This is a genomic window from Lysobacter helvus (assembly GCF_018406645.1).
Taxonomy (GTDB): Bacteria; Pseudomonadota; Gammaproteobacteria; order Xanthomonadales; family Xanthomonadaceae; genus Noviluteimonas; species Noviluteimonas caseinilytica.
The window spans coordinates 2,590,457-2,610,844 of the sequence record NZ_AP024546.1 but is presented as its reverse complement, the minus strand read 5'-3'; the positions used below and the strand labels follow the sequence as shown (position 1 = coordinate 2,610,844).

General features: G+C 68.8%; 16 protein-coding genes and 2 pseudogenes. 2 read left to right on the top strand and 16 right to left on the bottom strand.

Going from position 1 to position 20,388, the window contains the following annotated elements; genetic code table 11:
* Window positions 1-3: 3 nt before the first annotated feature.
* The 10 genes and pseudogenes from LYSHEL_RS12630 to rimP all read right to left on the bottom strand — a co-directional run bounded on the left by LYSHEL_RS12630 (window position 4) and on the right by rimP (window position 14,988).
* Complete coding sequence (locus LYSHEL_RS12630; protein ID WP_213434383.1) at window positions 4-1,557, bottom strand: S41 family peptidase; 1,554 nt, start codon at window positions 1,555-1,557, stop codon at window positions 4-6.
* Window positions 1,558-1,604: 47 nt separating this feature from the next.
* Entirely contained in the window at window positions 1,605-5,969 is a 4,365-nt protein-coding gene (locus tag LYSHEL_RS12625; RefSeq protein ID WP_213434382.1) for a DEAD/DEAH box helicase, read from the bottom strand.
* Window positions 5,970-6,116: 147 nt separating this feature from the next.
* Window positions 6,117-8,225 (bottom strand): polyribonucleotide nucleotidyltransferase, encoded by a 2,109-nt coding sequence (gene pnp, locus LYSHEL_RS12620; protein WP_213434381.1) that lies wholly within the window; start codon window positions 8,223-8,225, stop codon window positions 6,117-6,119.
* Between the two features lie 151 nt (window positions 8,226-8,376).
* The gene (rpsO, locus tag LYSHEL_RS12615) at window positions 8,377-8,637 is read right to left on the bottom strand and encodes a 30S ribosomal protein S15 (RefSeq protein WP_036168046.1); all 261 of its coding nucleotides are present in this window, start codon (window positions 8,635-8,637) and stop codon (window positions 8,377-8,379) included.
* 146 nt (window positions 8,638-8,783) lie between these two features.
* A complete protein-coding gene (gene truB, locus LYSHEL_RS12610) occupies window positions 8,784-9,791 on the bottom strand; it encodes a tRNA pseudouridine(55) synthase TruB (protein WP_213434380.1) in 1,008 nt (335 codons plus the stop codon).
* Between the two features lie 13 nt (window positions 9,792-9,804).
* Entirely contained in the window at window positions 9,805-10,167 is a 363-nt protein-coding gene (rbfA, locus tag LYSHEL_RS12605; protein WP_213434379.1) for a 30S ribosome-binding factor RbfA, read from the bottom strand.
* Window positions 10,168-10,187: 20 nt separating this feature from the next.
* A pseudogene (gene infB / locus LYSHEL_RS12600) lies at window positions 10,188-12,185 on the bottom strand (translation initiation factor IF-2); the annotation flags it as partial.
* A 54-nt stretch (window positions 12,186-12,239) separates the two neighbouring features.
* Window positions 12,240-12,797 (bottom strand): annotated as a pseudogene (locus tag LYSHEL_RS16175) (translation initiation factor IF-2 associated domain-containing protein); the annotation flags it as partial.
* Window positions 12,798-12,894: 97 nt separating this feature from the next.
* Window positions 12,895-14,382, bottom strand: a complete 1,488-nt coding sequence (gene nusA / locus LYSHEL_RS12595; RefSeq protein ID WP_213434377.1) for a transcription termination factor NusA — start codon at window positions 14,380-14,382, stop codon at window positions 12,895-12,897.
* Window positions 14,383-14,430: 48 nt separating this feature from the next.
* On the bottom strand, window positions 14,431-14,988 hold the full coding sequence (gene rimP / locus LYSHEL_RS12590; RefSeq protein WP_213434376.1) for a ribosome maturation factor RimP: 558 nt from the start codon (window positions 14,986-14,988) through the stop codon (window positions 14,431-14,433).
* Between the two features lie 328 nt (window positions 14,989-15,316).
* Here rimP and LYSHEL_RS12585 point away from each other — a divergent pair, with 328 nt between their 5' ends.
* Window positions 15,317-15,538: a hypothetical protein gene (locus LYSHEL_RS12585; protein WP_213434375.1), complete on the top strand. Its 222-nt coding sequence runs from the start codon at window positions 15,317-15,319 to the stop codon at window positions 15,536-15,538.
* 18 nt (window positions 15,539-15,556) lie between these two features.
* Here the strand turns inward: LYSHEL_RS12585 and LYSHEL_RS12580 are convergent, their stop codons facing one another.
* From LYSHEL_RS12580 to LYSHEL_RS12555, 6 genes are read right to left on the bottom strand one after another with little or no spacing between them, the layout of a single operon-like run.
* On the bottom strand, window positions 15,557-15,805 hold the full coding sequence (locus tag LYSHEL_RS12580) for an FAD assembly factor SdhE (protein WP_213434374.1): 249 nt from the start codon (window positions 15,803-15,805) through the stop codon (window positions 15,557-15,559).
* Complete coding sequence (locus LYSHEL_RS12575; protein ID WP_213434373.1) at window positions 15,805-16,590, bottom strand: succinate dehydrogenase iron-sulfur subunit; 786 nt, start codon at window positions 16,588-16,590, stop codon at window positions 15,805-15,807. The genes LYSHEL_RS12580 and LYSHEL_RS12575 overlap by 1 nt, the downstream gene beginning before the upstream one ends.
* 14 nt (window positions 16,591-16,604) lie before the next feature.
* Window positions 16,605-18,410 carry a succinate dehydrogenase flavoprotein subunit gene (gene sdhA, locus LYSHEL_RS12570; RefSeq protein WP_213434372.1) on the bottom strand — a complete coding sequence of 602 codons (1,806 nt, stop codon included), beginning with the start codon at window positions 18,408-18,410 and terminating at the stop codon, window positions 16,605-16,607.
* A gap of 4 nt (window positions 18,411-18,414) precedes the next feature.
* A complete protein-coding gene (gene sdhD, locus LYSHEL_RS12565) occupies window positions 18,415-18,801 on the bottom strand; it encodes a succinate dehydrogenase, hydrophobic membrane anchor protein (protein ID WP_213434371.1) in 387 nt (128 codons plus the stop codon).
* The gene (sdhC, locus tag LYSHEL_RS12560) at window positions 18,801-19,187 is read right to left on the bottom strand and encodes a succinate dehydrogenase, cytochrome b556 subunit (RefSeq protein WP_213434370.1); all 387 of its coding nucleotides are present in this window, start codon (window positions 19,185-19,187) and stop codon (window positions 18,801-18,803) included. The genes sdhD and sdhC overlap by 1 nt, the downstream gene beginning before the upstream one ends.
* A 59-nt stretch (window positions 19,188-19,246) precedes the next feature.
* Complete coding sequence (locus LYSHEL_RS12555) at window positions 19,247-19,408, bottom strand: DUF1674 domain-containing protein (protein WP_213434369.1); 162 nt, start codon at window positions 19,406-19,408, stop codon at window positions 19,247-19,249.
* 211 nt (window positions 19,409-19,619) lie between these two features.
* Here LYSHEL_RS12555 and ygfZ point away from each other — a divergent pair, with 211 nt between their 5' ends.
* Window positions 19,620-20,381, top strand: a complete 762-nt coding sequence (gene ygfZ, locus LYSHEL_RS12550) for a CAF17-like 4Fe-4S cluster assembly/insertion protein YgfZ (protein ID WP_244858538.1) — start codon at window positions 19,620-19,622, stop codon at window positions 20,379-20,381.
* Window positions 20,382-20,388 lie beyond the last annotated feature (7 nt).

Below are 20,388 nucleotides of genomic sequence, written 5' to 3'. Positions count from 1 at the left end.
GCGTTACTTGTCGAGCGCGGCGCGTACCGCGGCCATCGCGACGTCGGTGCCCGCTGCGATGTCGCCCGGCTTGGGCGATGCAGCGATGTCGGGCGTGAGGCCGGCATCCGGCGGCGCCTTGCCGTCGCGCATCGGGAAGCGCGCGATCAGCGGCACATCGACTTCCAGCCCGGTGTTCGTGAGCTGCAGGAAGAAGAACGCACCGCCGTTGATGCCGCGCTGGTTGCCGCCGGTGGGCTCGCCGACCAGCGTCGCCAGCTTCGCCGCGCGCACGCGTTCGGCGAACTGGAACGTCGCCGAACTGTTGCTCGCATCGATCAGCACGAACACGCGCCCGCGATAGCGCGGCGCCTTCGGGGCCAGCGTGCGTTCGATGACCTCGGTGCCGGGCGCGATCGGCGGCGCATCGTCGTCGCGCAGCGTGAAGTAGCGCTGCCCGTCGATCTCCTTCGCGTAGGGCTGTGCGTCGTCGCCCCAGTCCTTGAAGCTGGGATCCCAGGTTTCCAGGTACGGCAGCAGCGGCTTGGCAACCTTGCGATAGCGGACGAGGCGGACTGGCTCGCTGAGTTTCATCGGCGCATCGACCAGGTGCGGCAGCAGCGCATCCCCGGCATCCAGCCCGCCTTCGTTGCCGCGCAGGTCGACGACGAGCGCCGCGCGCGGCGACTTGTCGAGTTGCACGAAGGCGTCCTCGATCCAGCCCTTCCAGTCCCACTTCGTGTCGTACAACGCCCACGTCGGCATCTTCATCACCGCGATGCGCGGATCGGAGGTATCCAGGCGCCAGCCGGCGTGCGGGTCGTCCGCTTCGACGTGGCGCGCGGCCAGGCGCTGCGCGTAATCGAGCCCCTGCACCACGACGTCCTTCGATGCGCCCGCGGGGGTCGTCGTGCGCAAGGTCATGCGCTCGCCGAGTTGGGGGAAATACAGCGGCAGGTAGACGTCGAACGGCTCCCATTTCTCCAGCCCCTGCACCTGCAGCTGGTCGCGGCGCTTCGCGTCGTTGCCGCCGTCGGCGCGGGCGATGCGCATCAGGCGCGCGAGGACGTCCTTGGTGTCGATGCCGTCGATCGCGGAGATCACCGTCCCCGGCGGCAACACGCCCTTGCCGGTGAGATCGCGCGTGACGAGCATCCGGCCGTCGCGCCACAGGAACTCGGCCGGCACGCGGACGCGCCCGCGTTCGAACAGCCCGCGCTGCACGTCCTTCGACTGGTTGCTGAAATTCGCCCACGTGTGCCCGCATTGCACCGTCGCCGCGAACTCGGAGAACGCGAGGTACGCCTGCGCGAGCGTGCGCGACCCATCGAGCGCCTTGCGCAGGTCCGCGAAGTGCGCACGCATCTGCGCCGGCGTGTTGTAGCGATAGAGGCCGGGGTGCAGCGCGGTGTAGGTGCGCTCGACGATGTCGACGTCGGCCTGCAGCGAACTGCGCTCGAACGTCATCTGCGGCGCGATGCCGACTTCGTCCTGCGCCGCGGGCGGCGACTGCGCGGCCATCGGTGCGGACAGCGCAAGCAACAACGAGGCGACCAGCAACCGCGGGACAAGACGCATGCGACGACTCCGGCGCGAGATGGCCGAAGTGTAAGCCGGCCTTCGCGTCAGCCCGTGACGCCGTGCAGCACCGGGTCCGGCTCCCGCAACAGCGCGCGTCGCATGGCTCGTTGTTCGTCCAGCGTCGTCGGCCCCAGCCACGCGAGCTTCCCCGCCACCCACGTCGCGACGGGGACACCATCGCGATACAGCACGCGCGCGCCGAGGTGGCGCGGCACCTTGTCGCCGGCCAGCACGGTGCCGACCAGGTTCAACGGATCCAGCGCGGACACGCTGACCAGCGCGCCGTCGTGCGGGCGCTTGCGCACGGCGCGCAAGGCGCCGATCGCTTCGGGCAGCGCGAACTGTTCGCCCGACAGGCCCGCGATGAAGCGGCCGCCGCGGATTTCGCCGCGGGCTTCGAGGCGGTGGTAGACGCGCAGCAGGTCGCGCCACGGCGGCAGCCACGCGGCTTCGCGTTCGAGCAGGCGCCAGCCGACGACGCCGTAACGCCGCAGCAAGGTGCGCGCGATGTGTTCGAGGGACTCCGGCGACAGCGGTTCACTCGTGTCGGCGTGCCGGCGCGTGAGCGTCCAGCGGCCGGCGTCCTCGATGCCGAACAGCGCGGTGCGACGGCCGCGACGACCGCCGAACGACGACGGCCGCTTGGCCTGCGGCACCAGCAACGCGCGCAGGCCGGCGAAGCTGTCGCAGTGCACGCGACCGCGCGCGACCAGTTCGGCCAGCGCGTCCTCGAGTTCGGTGCGCAGCAGGTGCGCGCCGCCGACGAGTTCGTCGAAGAACGAGGCGCCGTGGTCGCGCAGGTAGTCCGCGACCTTTTCCGCGCGCGACGACAACGCCGCATCTTCTTCGCCGCGATGCGCGGCCACGTGCGTCCACGTCGCGAGCTGGCGGCGCGGCAGCAGCACGATCGGCGTTGCGCGCACGGGGCCGCTGGTCGTCGAGGTCGAGCGCCCTGCCCCGGTGTCGACCGGCGTGTGGCGCAGGCGCGCCCACGTCACGCGGCCGGCGGTGCACAGGTCGTCGAGCCAGGCGATCGAATAGTCGGCGACGCGCGCCGGCAGCAGGTCGCTTTCCCACGCCGAGGCCGGGGCTTCGAAGCCTTCGAGTTGCGCGAGCACGCCGGCCAGCGCTTCGGGACCGCTGACGCGTGCGCCCGGCGCGACACGTTGCCAGTCGCACAGGAAGCGCAGGTAGTCGCGCGGTTCGACGGGTTCGATTTCGCGGCGCAGGCGCCCGATCGTGTAGCGATGGATGCGCGCCAAAAGATGACGTTCGCACCATTCCTCGTCGTGCGGTGCATCGGGGCCCGGGGTGAAGCGGCCGCGCATCGCGAAGCCTTCGCTTTCCAGCGTGGCGAGCGCGAGGTCGATCGTGCTGCGCAACAGGCCCAGCGCTGCAGCGAGTTGCGCGGCGGTGACCGGGCCGAGGCCGGTGAGCCGCGCACGCAGGAGCGCGACGGTGGCGTCTTCCGGCGTCCACGTGCGGGCGAATTCGGCGGGCGTCGCGATCGCGGGCTGCATCATCGCGGCCGGATGCAAGGCCTGCGCCTGCGGCAAGCGTTCGGCGGGCCACCACTGACCCCCGGCGATCGCCAGGCGCGTGGCGCGCTGGTCCTTCGCCAATGCGTCGAGCCAGCGCTGCCAGCCATGCAGGTCGGCTTCGGCCTGCGTCACGCAGCCCAGGCCCATCAGCGCGTCGTGCATTTCATCGGCGTTGCGGGCGTCGGGCCAGGCTTGCGCGCGGACTTCGTCGATCGCGGCGGCGTCGAGGCGGCCAAGGTCTTCCGCCGTGTCGGCTTCGCCATAGCGGCGCGCCATGACGGCCTGCGTGCGGCGTTCTTCCAGCGGTGCGTCGTCGAGGAAGGCGTACGGCCGCGCGTTGAGGGCTTCGGCGGCGAACGGGGACGGCGCGGTGAGGTCGCGCGCGACGATGTCGATCTCGCCCGATTCCATGCGCCTCAGGACATCGAGCCAGCCGGCCGCATCCATCGCCTCGTGCAGGCAGTCGTCGAGCGTCTGCGCGACCAGCGGGTGGTCGGGCACTTCGCGTTCGCCGACCAGGTTTTCCGCGCACGCCACCTGGTCCGGGAACACGGTGGCCAGCAAATCCTCCGACCGCATCCGCTGCAACTGCGGCGCCACTTTCTTCCCGCCCGTGAAGCGCGGCAGTGCGAGCGCCGTCGTCGCGTTCCAGCGCCAGCGCACGCCGAACAAGGGGGCATCGAGCAACGCCTGCACCAGGATGTGTTCGGCCGAGGACGAATGCAGGTAATGCGCGACTTCGATCAGCGGGAAGCTGTGGCTGGTGGAGAGCGACAGGACGATCGCGTCTTCGGTGGCCGCAGCCTGCAATTCGAAATTGAACTTGCGGCAGAAGCGCTTGCGCAGCGCCAGCCCCCACGCGCGGTTGACGCGGCTGCCGAACGGCGAATGCACGATGAGCTGCGTGCCGCCGGATTCGTCGAAGAAGCGTTCCAGCACGATGCGCGACTGCGTGGGCATGGCGCCCAGCGACACGTGCTGGCGCGCCAGGTAGTCGGCGAGCTGGCGCGCGGCGTCTTCGGGCAGGCCGACGTCGTTGACGAGCCACGCGATCGCGTCGGTCAATGCGTCGTCGCCTTCGCCCAGTCGCGCGACCACTTCTTCGCGCAACCGCGAGACGCCCTGCGAGAGCTCATCCGTGCGTCCCGGCGCTTCGCCGAGCCAGAACGGGATCGTCGGCGGCGCGCCGTGCGCGTCTTCCACGCGCATGCGGCCGGGCTCCAGCTTCAGGACGCGATAGCTGGTGTTGCCGAGCTGGAAGATGTCGCCGGCGATGCTTTCGATCGCGAAGTCTTCGTTGACCGAGCCGATGTTGAGCGCCTGCGGCTCCAGCACCACGGCGTAGTCGCCGGTGTCGGGGATCGTGCCGCCCGACATCACCGCGGTGACGCGCCCGCCCTGCCGGCCGCGCAGGCGGCGATGCACGGCGTCGCGATGCACGTAGCCGGCGCGCGGGCCGCGCCGCGTGGTGAAGCCTTCGGTGAGCATCGCGACCACGGCGTCGTAGTCCTTGCGCGCGAGCTGCGCATACGGCCACGCGCGGCGTACGAGGTCGTACAACGCATCCTCGTCCCATTCCTGCATCGCGACTTCGGCGACCAGGTGTTGCGCGAGGACATCCAGCGGCGCGCGCGGCAGGTGCAGCGCATCCAGTCCGCCGCGACGCACGCAGTCGAGCAGCGCGGTGCATTCGGCGAGGTCGTCGCGCGATTGCGGGAACAGGCGCCCCTTCGGCGTGCCGCCGACGTGGTGCCCCGACCGCCCGACGCGCTGCAGGAACGCCGCGATCGCGCGTGGCGACCCGAGCTGGCACACGAGGTCCACGTCGCCGATGTCGATGCCCAGTTCGAGCGACGCGGTCGCGATCAGCACCTTCAGCTGCCCGGCTTTGAGGCGCTGCTCCGCATCCAGGCGCAATTCGCGCGCGAGGCTGCCGTGGTGCGCCGCGACGTGTTCGCGGCCGAGCTTTTCGCCGAGGTGCCGCGCGGCGCGTTCGGCCATGCGGCGCGTGTTGACGAAGACGAGCGTGGTGCGGTGCTGCTCGACCAGTTGCGCGATGCGCGCGTAGACCTGGTCCCATTGCTCGTTGGACATCACCGCCGACAACGGCGTGGGCGGCACTTCGATGGCGAGGTCGCGCGCGCGGGTGTAGCCGATGTCGACGATCGCGCAGTCGGGCGTGCCGTCGGGCGCCACGGCGGCGCTGCCGACGAGGAAGCGCGCGACTTCATCGATCGGTTTCTGCGTGGCGGACAAGCCGACGCGCACGAGTGCGCGGCCGCACAGCGATTCGAGGCGTTCCAGCGACAGCGACAAATGACTGCCGCGCTTGCTGGCGGCCACCGCGTGGATTTCGTCGACGATCACCGTGCGCGCCTTCGACAGCATCGCGCGGCCCGACTCGGAGCCGAGCAACACGTACAGCGACTCCGGCGTGGTCACCAGCACGTGCGGCGGGGCGCGGCGCATCTGCGCGCGTTCCTTCTGCGGCGTGTCGCCGGTGCGTACGGCGGTCCGGATGGGGACGTCGGGAAGGCCGAGGCGTTCGAGCTCTTCGCGGATACCGGCGAGCGGCGCTTCGAGGTTCAGGTGGATGTCGTTCGACAGCGCTTTCAACGGCGAGACGTAGACGACGTGCGTCTCGTCGGACAGGCCGGTCGACAGGCCTTCGCGCACGAGCGCATCGATGGCGGCGAGGAACGCGGTGAGCGTCTTGCCCGACCCGGTGGGCGCGGCGACGAGCGTGTTGCGGCCGCTGGCGATCGCCGGCCAGGCCAGCGATTGCGCTTCCGTGGGCGACGGGAACGTGCGCGAAAACCACGCCGCGACCGCGGGGTGGAACTGGGCGAGGACGGAGGCCGGGGGCATGCCCGCGGGATTATCCGCCCGGGATTCGCGAGGGGGATGAACGGGCATGGCACGAGCCTGGCACGGGCCCGTCTCACCTCCTGCGACGCAAAGAAAAAGCGGGCCGAAGCCCGCTTTTTCGTGAAGCCTGCGATGTCGCGCGGCCGATTACTCGGCGGTCACGCCCTCGCCTTCTTCCACGGCCTTCATCGACAGGCGGATGCGGCCCTGCTTGTCGACTTCCAGCACCTTGACCTTCACCACGTCGCCTTCCTTGAGCTTGTCGCTGACCTTCTCGACGCGCTCGTTGGAGATCTGCGAGACGTGCACCAGGCCGTCCTTGCCCGGCAGGATGGTCACGAACGCGCCGAAGTCCATCAGCTTGACGACCTTGCCTTCGTAGATGCGGCCCGGCTCGACGTCGGAGGTGATCTGCTCGATGCGCGCCTTCGCGGCCTGGGCGGCGGCGGCGTTGACCGAAGCGATGACGATCGTGCCGTCGTCCTGGATGTCGATCTGCGTGCCGGTTTCCTTGGTGATCGCCTGGATGGTCGAGCCGCCCTTGCCGATCACTTCGCGGATCTTGTCGGGGTGGATCTTCATCGTCAGCAGGCGCGGCGCGAACTCGCTCAGCTCACCGCGCGGCGTGGTGATGGCGTTGGCCATCTCGCCGAGGATGTGCAGGCGGCCGGCCTTCGCCTGGGCCAGCGCGACCTTCATGATTTCCTCGGTGATGCCCTGGATCTTGATGTCCATCTGCAGCGCCGAGATGCCCTTCTGCGTGCCGGCCACCTTGAAGTCCATGTCGCCGAGGTGGTCTTCGTCGCCCAGGATGTCGCTCAGCACGACGAAGTCGTCGCCTTCCTTCACCAGGCCCATCGCGATGCCCGCGACCGGCGCGGAGATCGGCACGCCCGCGTCCATCAGCGCCAGCGAGGAACCGCAGACGGAGGCCATCGACGAGGAACCGTTGGACTCGGTGATTTCCGACACGATGCGGATGGTGTACGGGAAGGCTTCCATCGACGGCATCACGGCGAGCACGCCGCGCTTGGCGAGGCGGCCGTGGCCGATTTCGCGGCGCTTCGGGCCCATCATGCGGCCGGCTTCACCCACGGAGAACGGGGGGAAGTTGTAGTGGAACAGGAAGTGCTCCTTGTACTCGCCGGCGACGGCGTCGATGATCTGGCCATCGCGCGCGGTGCCGAGCGTGGCGACCACGATCGCCTGCGTCTCGCCACGCGTGAACAGCGAGGAGCCGTGCGTGCGCGGCAGGATGCCGACCTGCGAGTTGATCGGGCGCACGGTGTCGAGCGCGCGACCGTCGATGCGGACCTTGGTCGACAGGACCGAGCCGCGCATCGTCTGGTATTCCAGTTCGCCGAATTCCTTGCCGAATTCGCCCTGCGTGAAGGCTTCGGCCTCGGCGCGGCCCGAGAGCTGCGCCCACAGGTCCTTCTTGATCGCCTGGATGGCGTCGCGGCGCTGGCCCTTGTCGCGGATCTGGTAGGCCTGCGCGAGCTGCGTGCCGGCGCCTTCCTTGATGGCGGCGATCAGGCCCTGGTGCTTGGTCGGCTCGACCCACGTGTTGGCCTTCGTGCCGGCTTCGACGGTGAGTTCGTTGATCGCGTTGATGACCTTCTGCATCTCGCGGTGGCCGAACATCACGGCGCCGAGCATCACGTCTTCCGACAGTTCCTTCGCTTCGGACTCGACCATCAGCACGGCGTTGGACGTGCCGGCGACGACGAGTTCGAGTTCGGAATCGGCGAGTTCCGTCATCGACGGGTTGAGGATGTACTGCCCGTTCTTGTAACCGACCTTGGCGGCGCCGATCGGGCCCTGGAACGGGGTGCCGGCGAGCGACAGCGCGGCGGACGCGCCGATCAGCGCCGGGATGTCACCGTCGACTTCCGGGTTGAGCGACATCACCGTGGCGATGATCTGGACTTCGTTGCGGTAGTCCTCGGGGAACAGCGGGCGGATCGGGCGATCGATCAGGCGCGAGATCAGCGTTTCCTTTTCGGTCTGGCGCCCTTCGCGCTTGAAGAAGCCGCCCGGGATGCGGCCGCCGGCGTAGAACTTCTCCTGGTAGTCCACCGTGAGGGGGAAGAAGTCCTGGCCTTCGCGCGCCGACTTGGCGGCGACGGCGGTGACCAGCAGGACGGTGCCGTCGACCTTGACGACCACGGCGCCGGACGCCTGGCGGGCGACTTCGCCGGTTTCGAGGGTGACTTCGTGCTTGCCGTACTGGAAGGTCTTGGTGATTTTCGCCACGTGAGGATGTCCTTGGAATTGCTAGCTGATGAACCGCGACGGCCCTTGCCGACGTCGGTGCGGTCGCTGCGCGACCTGGGGGGCTTTGAAGAAAAACGTACTGCCGAAACGAAGACCGCGGCGCATTCCTGCGCCGCGGTCGGGTAGTGCTTTAGCGACGCAGGCCCAGCTTCTCGATCAGGCTCTTGTAGCGCTCGATGTCCTTGCGCTTGAGGTAGTCGAGCAGGCTGCGGCGGCGGTTGACCATCATCAGCAAGCCTCGGCGGCTGTGGTGGTCCTGCTTGTGCGTCTTGAAGTGGCCCGTCAGCTGTTCGATGCGGGCGGTGAGCAGGGCGACCTGGACTTCCGGCGAACCGGTGTCGTTGTCGCCGCGCTTGTGTTCGGAAATGACTTTCGCGGAATCGATGGACATGGAAAACCTCGTGTGATGCGCGGCCTCGCAGGAACGTCCGGGGTCCGGCCCGGGACGCACCGCATGGCCCGCCGCGTGCGGGAATGCAGGGATCTGCAGATGGGTGGTGCTGGAAAAGCCGCGGGATTGTAAGCGCCCGCTGCCTTTCAGGACAAGGGTTTAGCGACGGTCGGAGCGGGCTGGCCCAGTGCGGCCGCCCACGTGAACAGGCGTTGCGGGCGCAGGCAGCCGGTTTCATCCACCTGGCCCAGGCCGAGCGCGCGGCCCGCGTCGTCGTACAGCGCGACGCGGCCGGGCGTGGACGAGGCGCCGGCCACCGACTGGCCGCGCGCCAGGCGCATGGCCTGCGCGGCCGAGACGCGCAGGTGCGGCCACGCGGTCATGCCGGTTTCGATCGGGAGCAGGCAGGCGTCGAGCATGCGTTCGCCGCGGTCGGCGAGTTCCTGCAGGGCTTCCAGCGTCCACATGCGCGGATCGCGGAAGGGATCGACCCACAGGCGGCGCAGCTCGGCCACGTGCGCGCCGCACCCCAGCAGTTCGCCCAGGTCCCGCACGAGGCTGCGCACGTAGGTGCCCGAGCCGCATTCCACGTGCAGGCGCAGCAGCGGTTCGTCGCCGTGCAGCAGGTCGGCGGCGGAGATCAGTTCGAAGGCGTGGACGTCGACCGGCCGTGGCTCGACTTCGAGCACTTCGCCGCGGCGCGCGCGGGCATACATGGGTTCGCCGCCGCGCTTGAGCGCGGAATAGATCGGCGGCCGCTGCATCTGCGCGCCAGTGAGCGTCGCCAACGCGGCGTCGATGACGGGAATCGTGAGGGCGGGCACCGGCCGTTCGCGCAGCGGCGCGCCTTCGGCGTCATCGGTGTCGGTGACGATGCCCAGGCGCGCGACGGTTTCGTACCCCTTGCGCGCGCCGAGCAGGCCGCCGGCGATCTTCGTCGCTTCGCCGAAGCACACCGGCAGCAGGCCGGTGGCGAGCGGATCGAGGCTGCCGGTGTGGCCGCCCTTCTCCGCGCGGAACAGATGGCGCACGCGCTGCAACGCCTGGTTGGAACTCAGGCCGCGGGGTTTGTCGAGGAGCAGGATGCCGTCGAGCTTGCGGAAGCGCGTGCGCTTGCCGGGGCTCGGGACTCGGGGCTCGGGGCTCGGGTCCAAAGGCGATCCGTGGTCAGGCGTCCGGCGTTCCGGGACCTGCGTCCCGCAACAGGTGGTCGATGCGCTCGCCCTTGTCGACGGAATCGTCGTAATGGAAATGCAGTTCGGGCACGTGGCGCATCTTCACCGCGCGCGCGAGCTGGTAGCGGATTTCCGGCGCGAGCGCCTTGAGCGCCTTGACCGTTTCCGCCGCCTTCTCGGCCTGCAGCACGGTCACGAACACCTTGGCATGCGCCATGTCGCGCGTGACTTCAACGTCGGAGACGCTGGTGGACCCCAGGCCATGCTCGCGCACGGCGGCGTGCACGAGCGTGCCCAGCTCGCGGCGGAGCTGGGCCGACACGCGGTCGGTGCGATGGAAGGACTTCTGCGCCATGGGAGTGTGGAGCGCGCGCCTTACAGCGTGCGCTGCACCTCGATGCGCTCGAAGCATTCGATCTGGTCGCCCGGCTTGACGTCGTTGTACGCCTTGACGCCGATGCCGCACTCGGTGCCGTTGCGCACCTCGTCGACGTTCTCCTTGTAGCGACGCAGCGATTCCAGCTCGCCCTCGTAGACGACGGTGTTGTCGCGCAGCACGCGGATCGGCTTGCTGCGCTTGACCACGCCTTCGATGACCATGCAGCCGGCGACCGCGCCGAACTTGGAGCTGCGGAACACGTCGCGCACCTCGGCGATGCCGATGATCTCTTCGCGGATCTCCTTGCCGAGCACGCCGGAGGCGATCTGCTTCACCTGGTCGATGACGTCGTAGATGATCGAGAAGTACCGCAGGTCGACGCCGTTGGACTCGATGACCTTGCGCGCCGATGCGTCGGCACGGACGTTGAAGCCGATGACCGTGGCCTTCGACGTCGCCGCCAGCGTGGCGTCGGACTCGGTGATGCCGCCCACGCCGCCGCCGATCACGTTGATGCGGATCTGCGGGTTGGACAGGCCGGTGAGCGCTTCGCGCAGCGCCTGCACCGAACCCTGCACGTCGGCCTTCACCAGCAGGTTGAGCGTCTGCTGGGCAGCGCCCTCGCCCATCTGCGCCATGATGTCTTCCATGCGGTTGCCCGCCTGGCTGACGAGGCGCGATTCGCGGCGCTTGGCATCGCGCTGCTGCGCGACGTCCTTCGCCAGGCGTTCGTCTTCGACCACCGTGAAGTCGTCGCCCGCATCCGGCACGCCGGACAAGCCGAGCACCTGCACGGGAATCGACGGCGTCGCTTCCGGCACCTGCTTGCCCGTTTCGTCGAACAGCGCGCGCACGCGGCCGTACTGCACGCCGCACACCAGGTAATCGCCCTTGCGGAGCGTGCCCTGCTGCACGAGCACGGTGGCGACCGGGCCGCGGCCCTTGTCGAGCGCCGACTCGATGACCACGCCGCTGGCGCGGCCGTCGAACACGGCGCGCAGCTCGAGCACTTCGGCCTGCAGCGTGATCGCGTCGAGCAGGTTGTCCACGCCCTGGCCGGTCTTGGCGGACAGTTCCACCATCTGCGTGTCGCCACCGAATTCCTCGGCGACCACGCCCTGCGCGAGCAGGTCGTTCTTGACGCGCAGCGGATCTGCGTCGGACTTGTCGATCTTGTTGACGGCGACGATGAGCGGCACGCCCGCGGCCTTCGCGTGCTGCACCGCTTCGATCGTCTGCGGCATCACGCCGTCGTCGGCCGCGACCACCAGCACGACGATGTCGGTGAGCTTGGCGCCGCGCGCACGCATCTGCGTGAACGCTGCGTGGCCCGGCGTGTCGAGGAAGCTGATGACGCCCTTGCTCGTTTCGACGTGGTACGCGCCGATGTGCTGGGTGATGCCGCCGGCTTCGCCCGAGGCGACCTTGGTGCGGCGGATGTAGTCGAGCAGCGACGTCTTGCCGTGGTCGACGTGGCCCATGATCGTGACGACCGGCGGACGCGGGAGCTTCTCGCCCTGCTGGTCCTCGGTGTGCGCGAGCAGCACGCCTTCCACGTCGCCGGCATCGGCGTGCACCGCCGTGTGGCCGAGTTCTTCGGTGACGAGCACCGCGGTGTCGTGGTCGATCGACTGCGTGATCGTGGCCATGACGCCCATCTTGAAGAGCATCTTGACCACCTCGCCGCCCTTCAGCGCGAGCTTCTGCGCGAGGTCGGCGACGGTGATGGTGTCGCCGATGACGATCTCGCGGACGATCGGCGCGGTCGGGCGGTTGAAGCCCGTGCCGGTGCGCGACTGGTCCTGCGAACGACGCTTGGTGGGGCGGCCGCGCGCGGCGCCGCGGCGGGCGCGCTCGGAGGCGCTGAGGTGCAGCTGGCCGGCGAAGCGCGCGGCGTTGTCGTCGTCCTCGATGGACGTGACCATCGCGTGCGAGCCGCGGTTGGGCTTGCCCTTGTGCGCGGCGGCCTTGTCGTCGACGCGCGGGGCGGCCGGCTTCGGATGACCGTGGTGGCCGGGCTTGGGCTTGGTGGTCTCTTCGGCCACGGCGGCTTCGGCGGCGGCGACGACGGCGGCCTGGCGTTCCTTCTCGGCGGCTTCGTCTTCCAGGCGCTTGCGCTCGGCGATCTCGGCCTTGCGCTTGGCGTCGGTCTCGGCGAGGCGCTGCTGTTCGGTAAGGTTGCGCTGGCGCGATTCCTCGAGCTTGCGCAGGATTTCCGCGCGCTCGGGATCCAGGCCCTCGATGGCCGCGGCCTGGGCGGCCGGCGAGCTGTCGATGACGGCCGCTTCGTCGGGCTTCATGTAGGTGCGCTTCTGGCGCACTTCGACGGCGACGGTGCTCTTGGTGCGGCCCTGGGCGACCGTCACTTCCTGCACCTTGCGGCGGTTGAGCGTGATCTTCGAGGGCGCGGCCGCGTCGGCGGCCGGTGCGTCGGCCTTGCCGTGCGTGCGTCGCAGGAAGCCCAGCAGCTTCACTTTCTCGGTGCTGGTGACGACCTGGTCCGGACCGTTGAAGCTCATGCCCGCCTCGGACAGTTGCTCCAGCAGTTTTTCGACCGGCGTATTCACCAGTTCGGCGAGCTTGCGGATGGTGGTTTGCTGCGACATTCGTTATCCGTTTCGTGGCCCGGGTCCTGCGTTGGCCCCGGGCTGAGGGGGGCGATTCTAGCGCGGGCCGCGTCGGCCCCCGCGAGTCGCTCGCGTGTTACTCGAACCAGTGCTTGCGCGCTTCCATGATCAGGGCCGCGGCACGCTCGGCATCCATGTCTTCGATGTCGGTGATCTCGTCCACCGCCATGTCGGCCAGGTCGTCGCGCGTGCGGATGCCGCGCGAGGCCAGCACGTAGGCCGTGGCCTCGTCCATGCCCGCGAGCGAGAGCAGGTCTTCGGCGGGCTGGTGCTCGTCGAGTTCCTCTTCCACCGCCAGCGCTTCGTTGAGCAGCGCGTCGCGGGCGCGGGCGCGCAGTTCCTCGACGATGTCCTCGTCGAAGCCCTCCACCGCCAGCAGCTCGCCGACCGGCACGTACGCGATCTCTTCGACCGTGGTGAAGCCTTCCGACACCAGGATGCCGGCGATCTCTTCGTCGACTTCCAGCTTTTCCATGAACAGGCCGCGCGCGGCGGTCTGCTCGGCTTCGCTCTTGGCCTGCACCTGGTCGGCGGTCATGACGTTGAGCTGCCAGCCCGACAGGCGGCTGGCGAGGCGCACGTTCTGGCCGCCCTTGCCGATCGCCTGGGCGAGGCGGTCTTCGGCGACCGCCAGGTCCATCGAATGCTTTTCTTCGTCGACGATGATCGACTGCACTTCGGCCGGCGCCATCGCGTTGATCACGAACTGCGCGCTGTTGTCGCTCCACAGGATGATGTCGACGCGCTCGCCGTTGAGCTCGTTGGACACGGCCTGCACGCGCGAACCGCGCATGCCGATGCACGCGCCGATCGGATCGGTGCGGTGGTCGTGCGCGAGCACGGCGATCTTGGCGCGGTCGCCCGGATCACGCGCGCAGGCCTTGATTTCCACCAGGCCCTGGCCGACTTCCGGCACTTCGAGCTTGAACAGCTCGATCATGAATTCCGGCGCGGCGCGGCTGATGAACAGCTGCGGGCCGCGCGGTTCGGTGCGCACGTCGTAGAGGTAACCGCGGACGCGGTCGCCGGCGCGCAGCACGTCGCGCGGGATGCCCTTGTCCTTCGGAATGAAGGCCTCGGCGTTGCCGCCCAGGTCCACGAAGATGTTGCCGCGCTCGGCGCGCTTGACGATGCCGGTGACGAGTTCGCCGACGCGGTCCTTCCACTGGTCCACGACCTGCGCGCGCTCGGCTTCGCGCACGCGCTGCACGATCACCTGCTTGGCGGCCTGTGCGGCGATGCGGCCGAAGTCCGGGTTTTCGATCTGTTCTTCGATGTAGTCGCCCACTTCGGCGCCTTCGCTTTCGTCCAGCGCATCCATCAGGCGCAGCTGGCGGTCGGGCGATTCCATGACCACGTCGTCGGCCACCACTTCCCAGCGGCGGTAGGTCTCGTAGTTGCCGTCCTTCGGGTCGATCTGCACGCGCACGAGCACGTCCTGGTCGGGGTAGCGCTTCTTGGCGGCGGACGCCAGCGCGGCCTCGATGGCCTCGAAGATCACGGACTCGGGCACGCCCTTTTCATTGGCGACCGCGTCGACGACAAGCAGGAGTTCTTTGGACATCGTGAAAGTCTCTCTACGAAATGCGGGTTGCGTTGCGAAGCGCGGGTCTTACGACTTCTTCTTCGCGGCTTTTTTCTTGCCCGGGCGCGCATCGCGGCCACTGGCGTCTTTTGCGGGTGCGAAGCCAAGCGCGGCCCAGTCGGGCACCAGCTTGGCCTTCTCGATGTTCTCGAAGGACACCGCGAACGGCTGCCCATCGACATCGAAGGTGATCGTGTCGCCGGCGACGGCGTCGATGCGGCCCTGCAGCCGGCGGCGGCCGTCCTGCGGGAGCTTCAGCGTCACCTTCGCCACCTGCCCCGCGAACCGCTGGTACTGCGCGGGGGCGAACAGCGGGCGGTCGATGCCGGGCGAGGACACTTCGAGCGTGTAGTTGCCGCTGATCGGATCCTCGACGTCGAGCTGCGCGGACACCTCGCGGCTGACGGCTTCGCAATCCTCGATGCCGACGTTGCGCTCGGCGGCCTCGGCTTCCGGCACGTCGATGTAGAGGCGCAACACGGCACCGCCGGGCGACGGGAGATAGTCGGCGCCGAGCAGTTCCAGGCCCAGCGACGTGACGGTCGGGGCCAGCAAGGCTGAGATTTCGCTCGCTTTGTCGGTCATGTGGGTCCGGGTCGGAAAAACAAAAAGGGGCCCGGCGGGCCCCTTGTCCGATACAACTGGATGTCGGCGGGGCGCCCGTGCTGCAGCGCCTCCAAGCCCGCGTCCCCGAATGAAAAAAGGCTCCGAGGAGCCCTTGATCGCCAGCCCGGGGAGCTGGTGCGGCGCGCAGTGTAGTCCCCTGCCCCGTTCACGGCAACCCCGAGGGGCAAGCCTGAACACTTGGCCATCGGCAAACGCGTGTCACCCAATTGGAGGATTGCGCTCACCTGGCGTGGACGAGCGCTGCTCTACGGTGCGCGCCATCCCCCAGCGTTCCCCGGAGTTCCCAATGCCCCGCGTCCAGACTCTCGTCGCCGTCATGCTGCTGGCGTCCTGCTGCGTCGGCACCTCCCTGATGGCGCAGCAACGCGTCCCGACGCTGGTGTTCCAGGAAGTCGCCAAGGCGAAGGCCGTGCGCGAGGCGAAGACCGCCGCGGACGCCGAAGCCGCCCAGGCCCAGGCCTCGGTGCAGCCGCAGGGTCCGTCCTCGGACCAGGCCGGCGCGAAGTAATCCCGCGAATTCGGCGCCTCAGGGCGCCGTCGACGTGATCCGTTCGACCAGGCGCCGCAGCGCGGCGTCCTCCGGGACCTCGTGGCCCAGGACCCAGCGCCACAGCCGATCGTCTTCCGTATCGAGCAATTGCAGGAACGTGTCGCGTTCCTGCGGCGACGACGTGCGCCATCGCGTGTCGAGCCAGCGCTCCAGCAACTGATCGAGCTCGCGCATGCCGCGCCGACAGCGCCAGCGCAGCTTGCGGATCTCGGTCTCGTCGTCCATCAGCCTCGTCTGGCCAGCATCAACTGCTTGATCTCGCCGATCGCCCGCGCCGGGTTGAGGCCCTTCGGGCAGGTCCGCGCGCAGTTCATGATCGTGTGGCAGCGATAGAGCTTGAACGGGTCTTCCAGTTCGTCCAGGCGCGCGCCGGTGTCTTCGTCGCGCGAGTCGACGATCCAGCGGTAGGCCTGCAACAGGATCGCGGGACCCAGGTACCGGTCGCCGTTCCACCAGTAGCTCGGGCAGCTCGTGGAGCAGCACGCGCACAGGATGCATTCGTACAGGCCATCGAGCAGCGCGCGGTCTTCCTTCGACTGCAGGCGTTCGCGGTCCGGCGGCGCCGGGGTCTGCGTGCGCAGCCACGGGCGGATCGACGCGTACTGCGCGTAGAAGTGCGTCATGTCCGGCACGAGATCCTTCACCACCGACATGTGCGGCAGCGGATAGATCGGCACTTCGGGCTTGGTGCAGTCCCTGATCGCGCGCGTGCACGCCAGCGTGTTGGTGCCGTCGATGTTCATCGCGCACGAGCCGCAGATGCCTTCGCGGCACGAACGGCGGAACGTGAGCGTGGGATCGATCTCGTTCTTGATCTTGATCAGCGCGTCGAGAACCATCGGGCCGCACGTCGCCAGGTCCACGTCGTACGTATCCACGCGCGGGTTCAAGCCGTCGTCGGGGTTCCAGCGGTACACCTTGAAGGTGCGCACCTTCGTCGCGCCGGCGGGCGCCGGGAAATGCTTGCCCGGCTGGATCTTGGAGTTCTTCGGGAGTGCGAATTCGGCCATGGGTGATCTCCCGATCAGTAGACGCGCGGCTTCGGCGGAACGACGTCGACGTCGCCGCTGAGCGTGTACATGTGCACCGGGCGATAGTCGATCTCGGTGGTCCCGTCTTCGTGTACCCAGCAGACGCTGTGCTTCTGCCACTGCGTGTCGTCGCGATCCGGGAAATCCTCGCGCGCATGCGCGCCGCGGGATTCGGTGCGGTTCTCGGCGGACACGATCGTGGTGAGCGCCTGGCCAAGCAGGTTCTGCAGTTCCAGGCTTTCGACCAGGTCGGAGTTCCAGACCAGCGAGCGGTCGGTCACGCGCACGTCGGCGAACGAGGCGTGGATCTCGCGGATCTTCTTCACGCCCTCGGCCAGTGTTTCACCGGTGCGGAACACCGCGGCGTCGGCCTGCATGGCGCGCTGCATGTTGTTGCGGATCTCGGCGGTGGGCAGCGAGCCGCGCGCGTTGCGCACGCGATCCAGGTTGGCCAGCGACTTGTCGCAGGCGTCCGAGGCCAGCGGCTTGTGCGGGCCGCCCGGCTTGATCGTCTCGGCGCAGCGGTTGGCGACCGCGCGGCCGAACACGACCAGGTCGAGCAGCGAGTTCGAACCCAGGCGATTGGCGCCATGCACCGACACGCACGCGGCTTCGCCGATCGCGTACAGGCCCGGCACCACCGCGTCGGGATCGCCGTTGCGCAGCTGCACGACTTCGCCGTGGTAGTTGGTCGGGATGCCGCCCATGTTGTAGTGGACGGTGGGGATGACCGGGATCGGTTCCTTCTCCACGTCCACGCCCGCGAAGATGCGCGCGCTCTCGGCGATGCCGGGGAGCTTTTCGTGGATGTCCTTCGGGTCCAGGTGCGTGAGGTCCAGGTTGATGTGGTCCTTGTGCGCACCGACGCCGCGGCCTTCGCGGATTTCGATGGTCATCGAACGCGAGACGACGTCGCGCGAGGCGAGGTCCTTCGCGTTCGGCGCGTAGCGTTCCATGAAGCGCTCGCCGTTGGCGTTGCGCAGGATGCCGCCTTCGCCGCGCACGCCTTCGGTGATCAGGCAACCGGCGCCGTAGATGCCGGTGGGATGGAACTGCACGAACTCCATGTCCTGCATGCCCAGGCCCGCGCGCAGCGCCATGCCGCCGCCGTCGCCCGTGCAGGTGTGCGCGGACGTGGCCGAGAAATACGCGCGGCCGTAGCCGCCAGTGGCCAGCACCACGCCCTGCGCGCGGAACAGGTGCAACGTGCCTTCGGCCAGGTCCAGCGCGAGCACGCCGCGGCAGGCCCCCTCCTCGTCCATGATCAGGTCGAGCGCGAAGTACTCGATGAAGAAGCGCGCGTCGTGCGCGAGCGACTGTTGGTACAGCGTGTGCAGGATCGCGTGGCCGGTGCGGTCGGCCGCGGCGCACGTGCGCTGCGCGATGCCCTTGCCGTAGTGCGTGGTCATGCCGCCGAAGGGACGCTGGTAGATCTTGCCGTCTTCGGTGCGCGAGAACGGCACGCCCTGGTGCTCGAGCTCGATGATCGCGGGGATGGCCTCGCGGCACATGTATTCGATCGCATCCTGGTCGCCCAGCCAGTCCGACCCCTTGATGGTGTCGTAGAAGTGGAAGCGCCAGTCGTCCTCGCCCATGTTGCCGAGCGCGGCGGAGATGCCGCCCTGCGCCGCCACGGTGTGCGAGCGCGTCGGGAACACCTTGGTGATGCACGCGGTCTGCAGGCCCTTCTGCGCGAGGCCGAAGGTGGCGCGCAACCCGGCGCCGCCGGCGCCGACGACGATCATGTCGTACTTGTGTTCGGTGATCTTGTAGGCGGAAGGAACGTTCGGAGAGGTCATGTCGTCAGGCCGTCAGCGCGATGCGGGCGATCGCGTACACCGACGCGATCGCGCCGAGCGTGCACAGGAAGGTGTTGAGCAGGTGCAGCGCCACTTCGGAGGCGCGCGTGTGCACGTAGTCCTCGATGACGACCTGGATGCCGAGCTTGGCGTGCCAGAACATCGCGATCGAGAACGCCGACAGCAGGATCGCGTTCCACGGCCGCGCAAGCGTTTCGCGCGCGGTCTGCGCGTCGCTGCCGGCCATCGAGACGAGCATGCCGATCAGCCACGGCACCAGCAGCGCGAGCGCGACTGCGGTGACGCGCTGGATCCAGAAGTGTTCGGTGCCGGTCTTGCCGGAGCCCAGGCCGCGGGCGCGGCCGAGCGGCGTGCGCAGGTCGTTCCGCATCACACCACCCCCAGGGCAAGCACCCAGATCAGCGCGGTGAACACCACCGTGAGCGCCGCCACCGTGTACCCCGACTTGTAGACCTCGGGGATGTCGTAGCCGCGGCCGGCATCCCACATCAGGTGCCGGATGCCGTTGAGCAGGTGGTAGACCAGCGCGAGCGAGAAGCCGAACAGCAGGAACAGGCCGACGGGCGAGCCGACGATGTGCATCGCGCGGCCGGCGGTTTCGCCACCCTGCGCCATCGCCAGCAACCACCAGGCGAGGCCGAAGGCGCCGATCGTCAGTCCGACACCGCTGACGCGGTGGAGGATCGACATCGTCATCGTGATCTGCCAGCGATACACCTGCAGGTGCGGGGACAGGGGACGTTCGCGGGTCGCCATCGTGGCTGGTCCTTCGTCAGTGGCGCGGTGTGCTTTCGAGGTGTCTTGCGGGGCGAGCGTCAGAAATCGATGCAGCGGCCGTTCTTTTCCCAATCGCCGAAGCGCGTGGGATCGATCTGTCGACCGTCCGGCCCCTTGCGGCCCCCGATTTCCACGGGCGCGGGCACGTCGCCATCGACGGGCTTGCCCTCCGGCGCCGTCGACTGTGCCCCATCGGGCACGCCTTGCGCGTCGGTACGTGGTTCGGATTGACCTATGATTTGCGTCGTCACAGCCCGCGAAGTTTAAGTCCCGCCACGGATGCCGAACAACCCGCAGTCCATTTCAGAGCTTTCGGACGCCCTTGCGCCCGCCCCCCGCTTCGCCTTGCCGGGCCATCGCGTGATCGCCTTGTCCGGGCGCGACGCGGTGGCGTTCGCGCAGGCACAGTGCATGAACGACGTCGAGGGCGTGGCCCCCGGACGCTGGCAGTGGAACGGGTGGCTGACACCCAAGGGGCGCGTGATCGCCCTGTTCGCGCTGGCGCGGATGGCAGCGGACACCTTGTGGCTGATCGTGCCGGATGCCGACGCAGAAGCCCTTGCGGCCGCGCTGCAGCGCTATGTGCTGCGTCGCCAGCTCAGCGTGGCGCTGCGTGACGACCTGCATGCGAGCGGTGCGTTCGAGGCGCCCGCGGTGGCGGTCGGCGCCCAGTTCGCGGGCGACGAAGCTTCTGCCGTCGAGTTCGATTTCAGCGGCTTCGGCGTGCCGCGCACGTTGCGGATCGCCTCCGTGCAGGCCGGCGTCGACCCGGATTCGGAAACGCGCTGGGCCGCGGGCGACCTGCGCCTGGGCTTCCCGCGCCTGCCGGCCTCGCAGGCCGAACAGTGGACGCCGCAGCAGCTGTCGCTCGACCGGATCGGGGCCTTCAGCGTGAAGAAGGGCTGCTATCCGGGCCAGGAGATCGTCGCGCGCACCCATTTCCTCGGGCAGGCCAAGCGTGGGCTGGCGTTGTTCGAAGCCGCGCAGGCGCCGGACGTCGGGGTTTCGGTCGAAGTCGGCGCCGGCGCGCTCGGTCAGGTCGTGAGCACGGCGCGCAACGGCGAAGGCCATGTCGTCCTCGCCGTGTTGCCGGTCGAACGGCCCGATGCGGCGATCAGCGCAAGCGGGATCGCACTGCGCGAACGCGCCTTGTTGGCGGGGCTCGCGCGGTAACGACCGC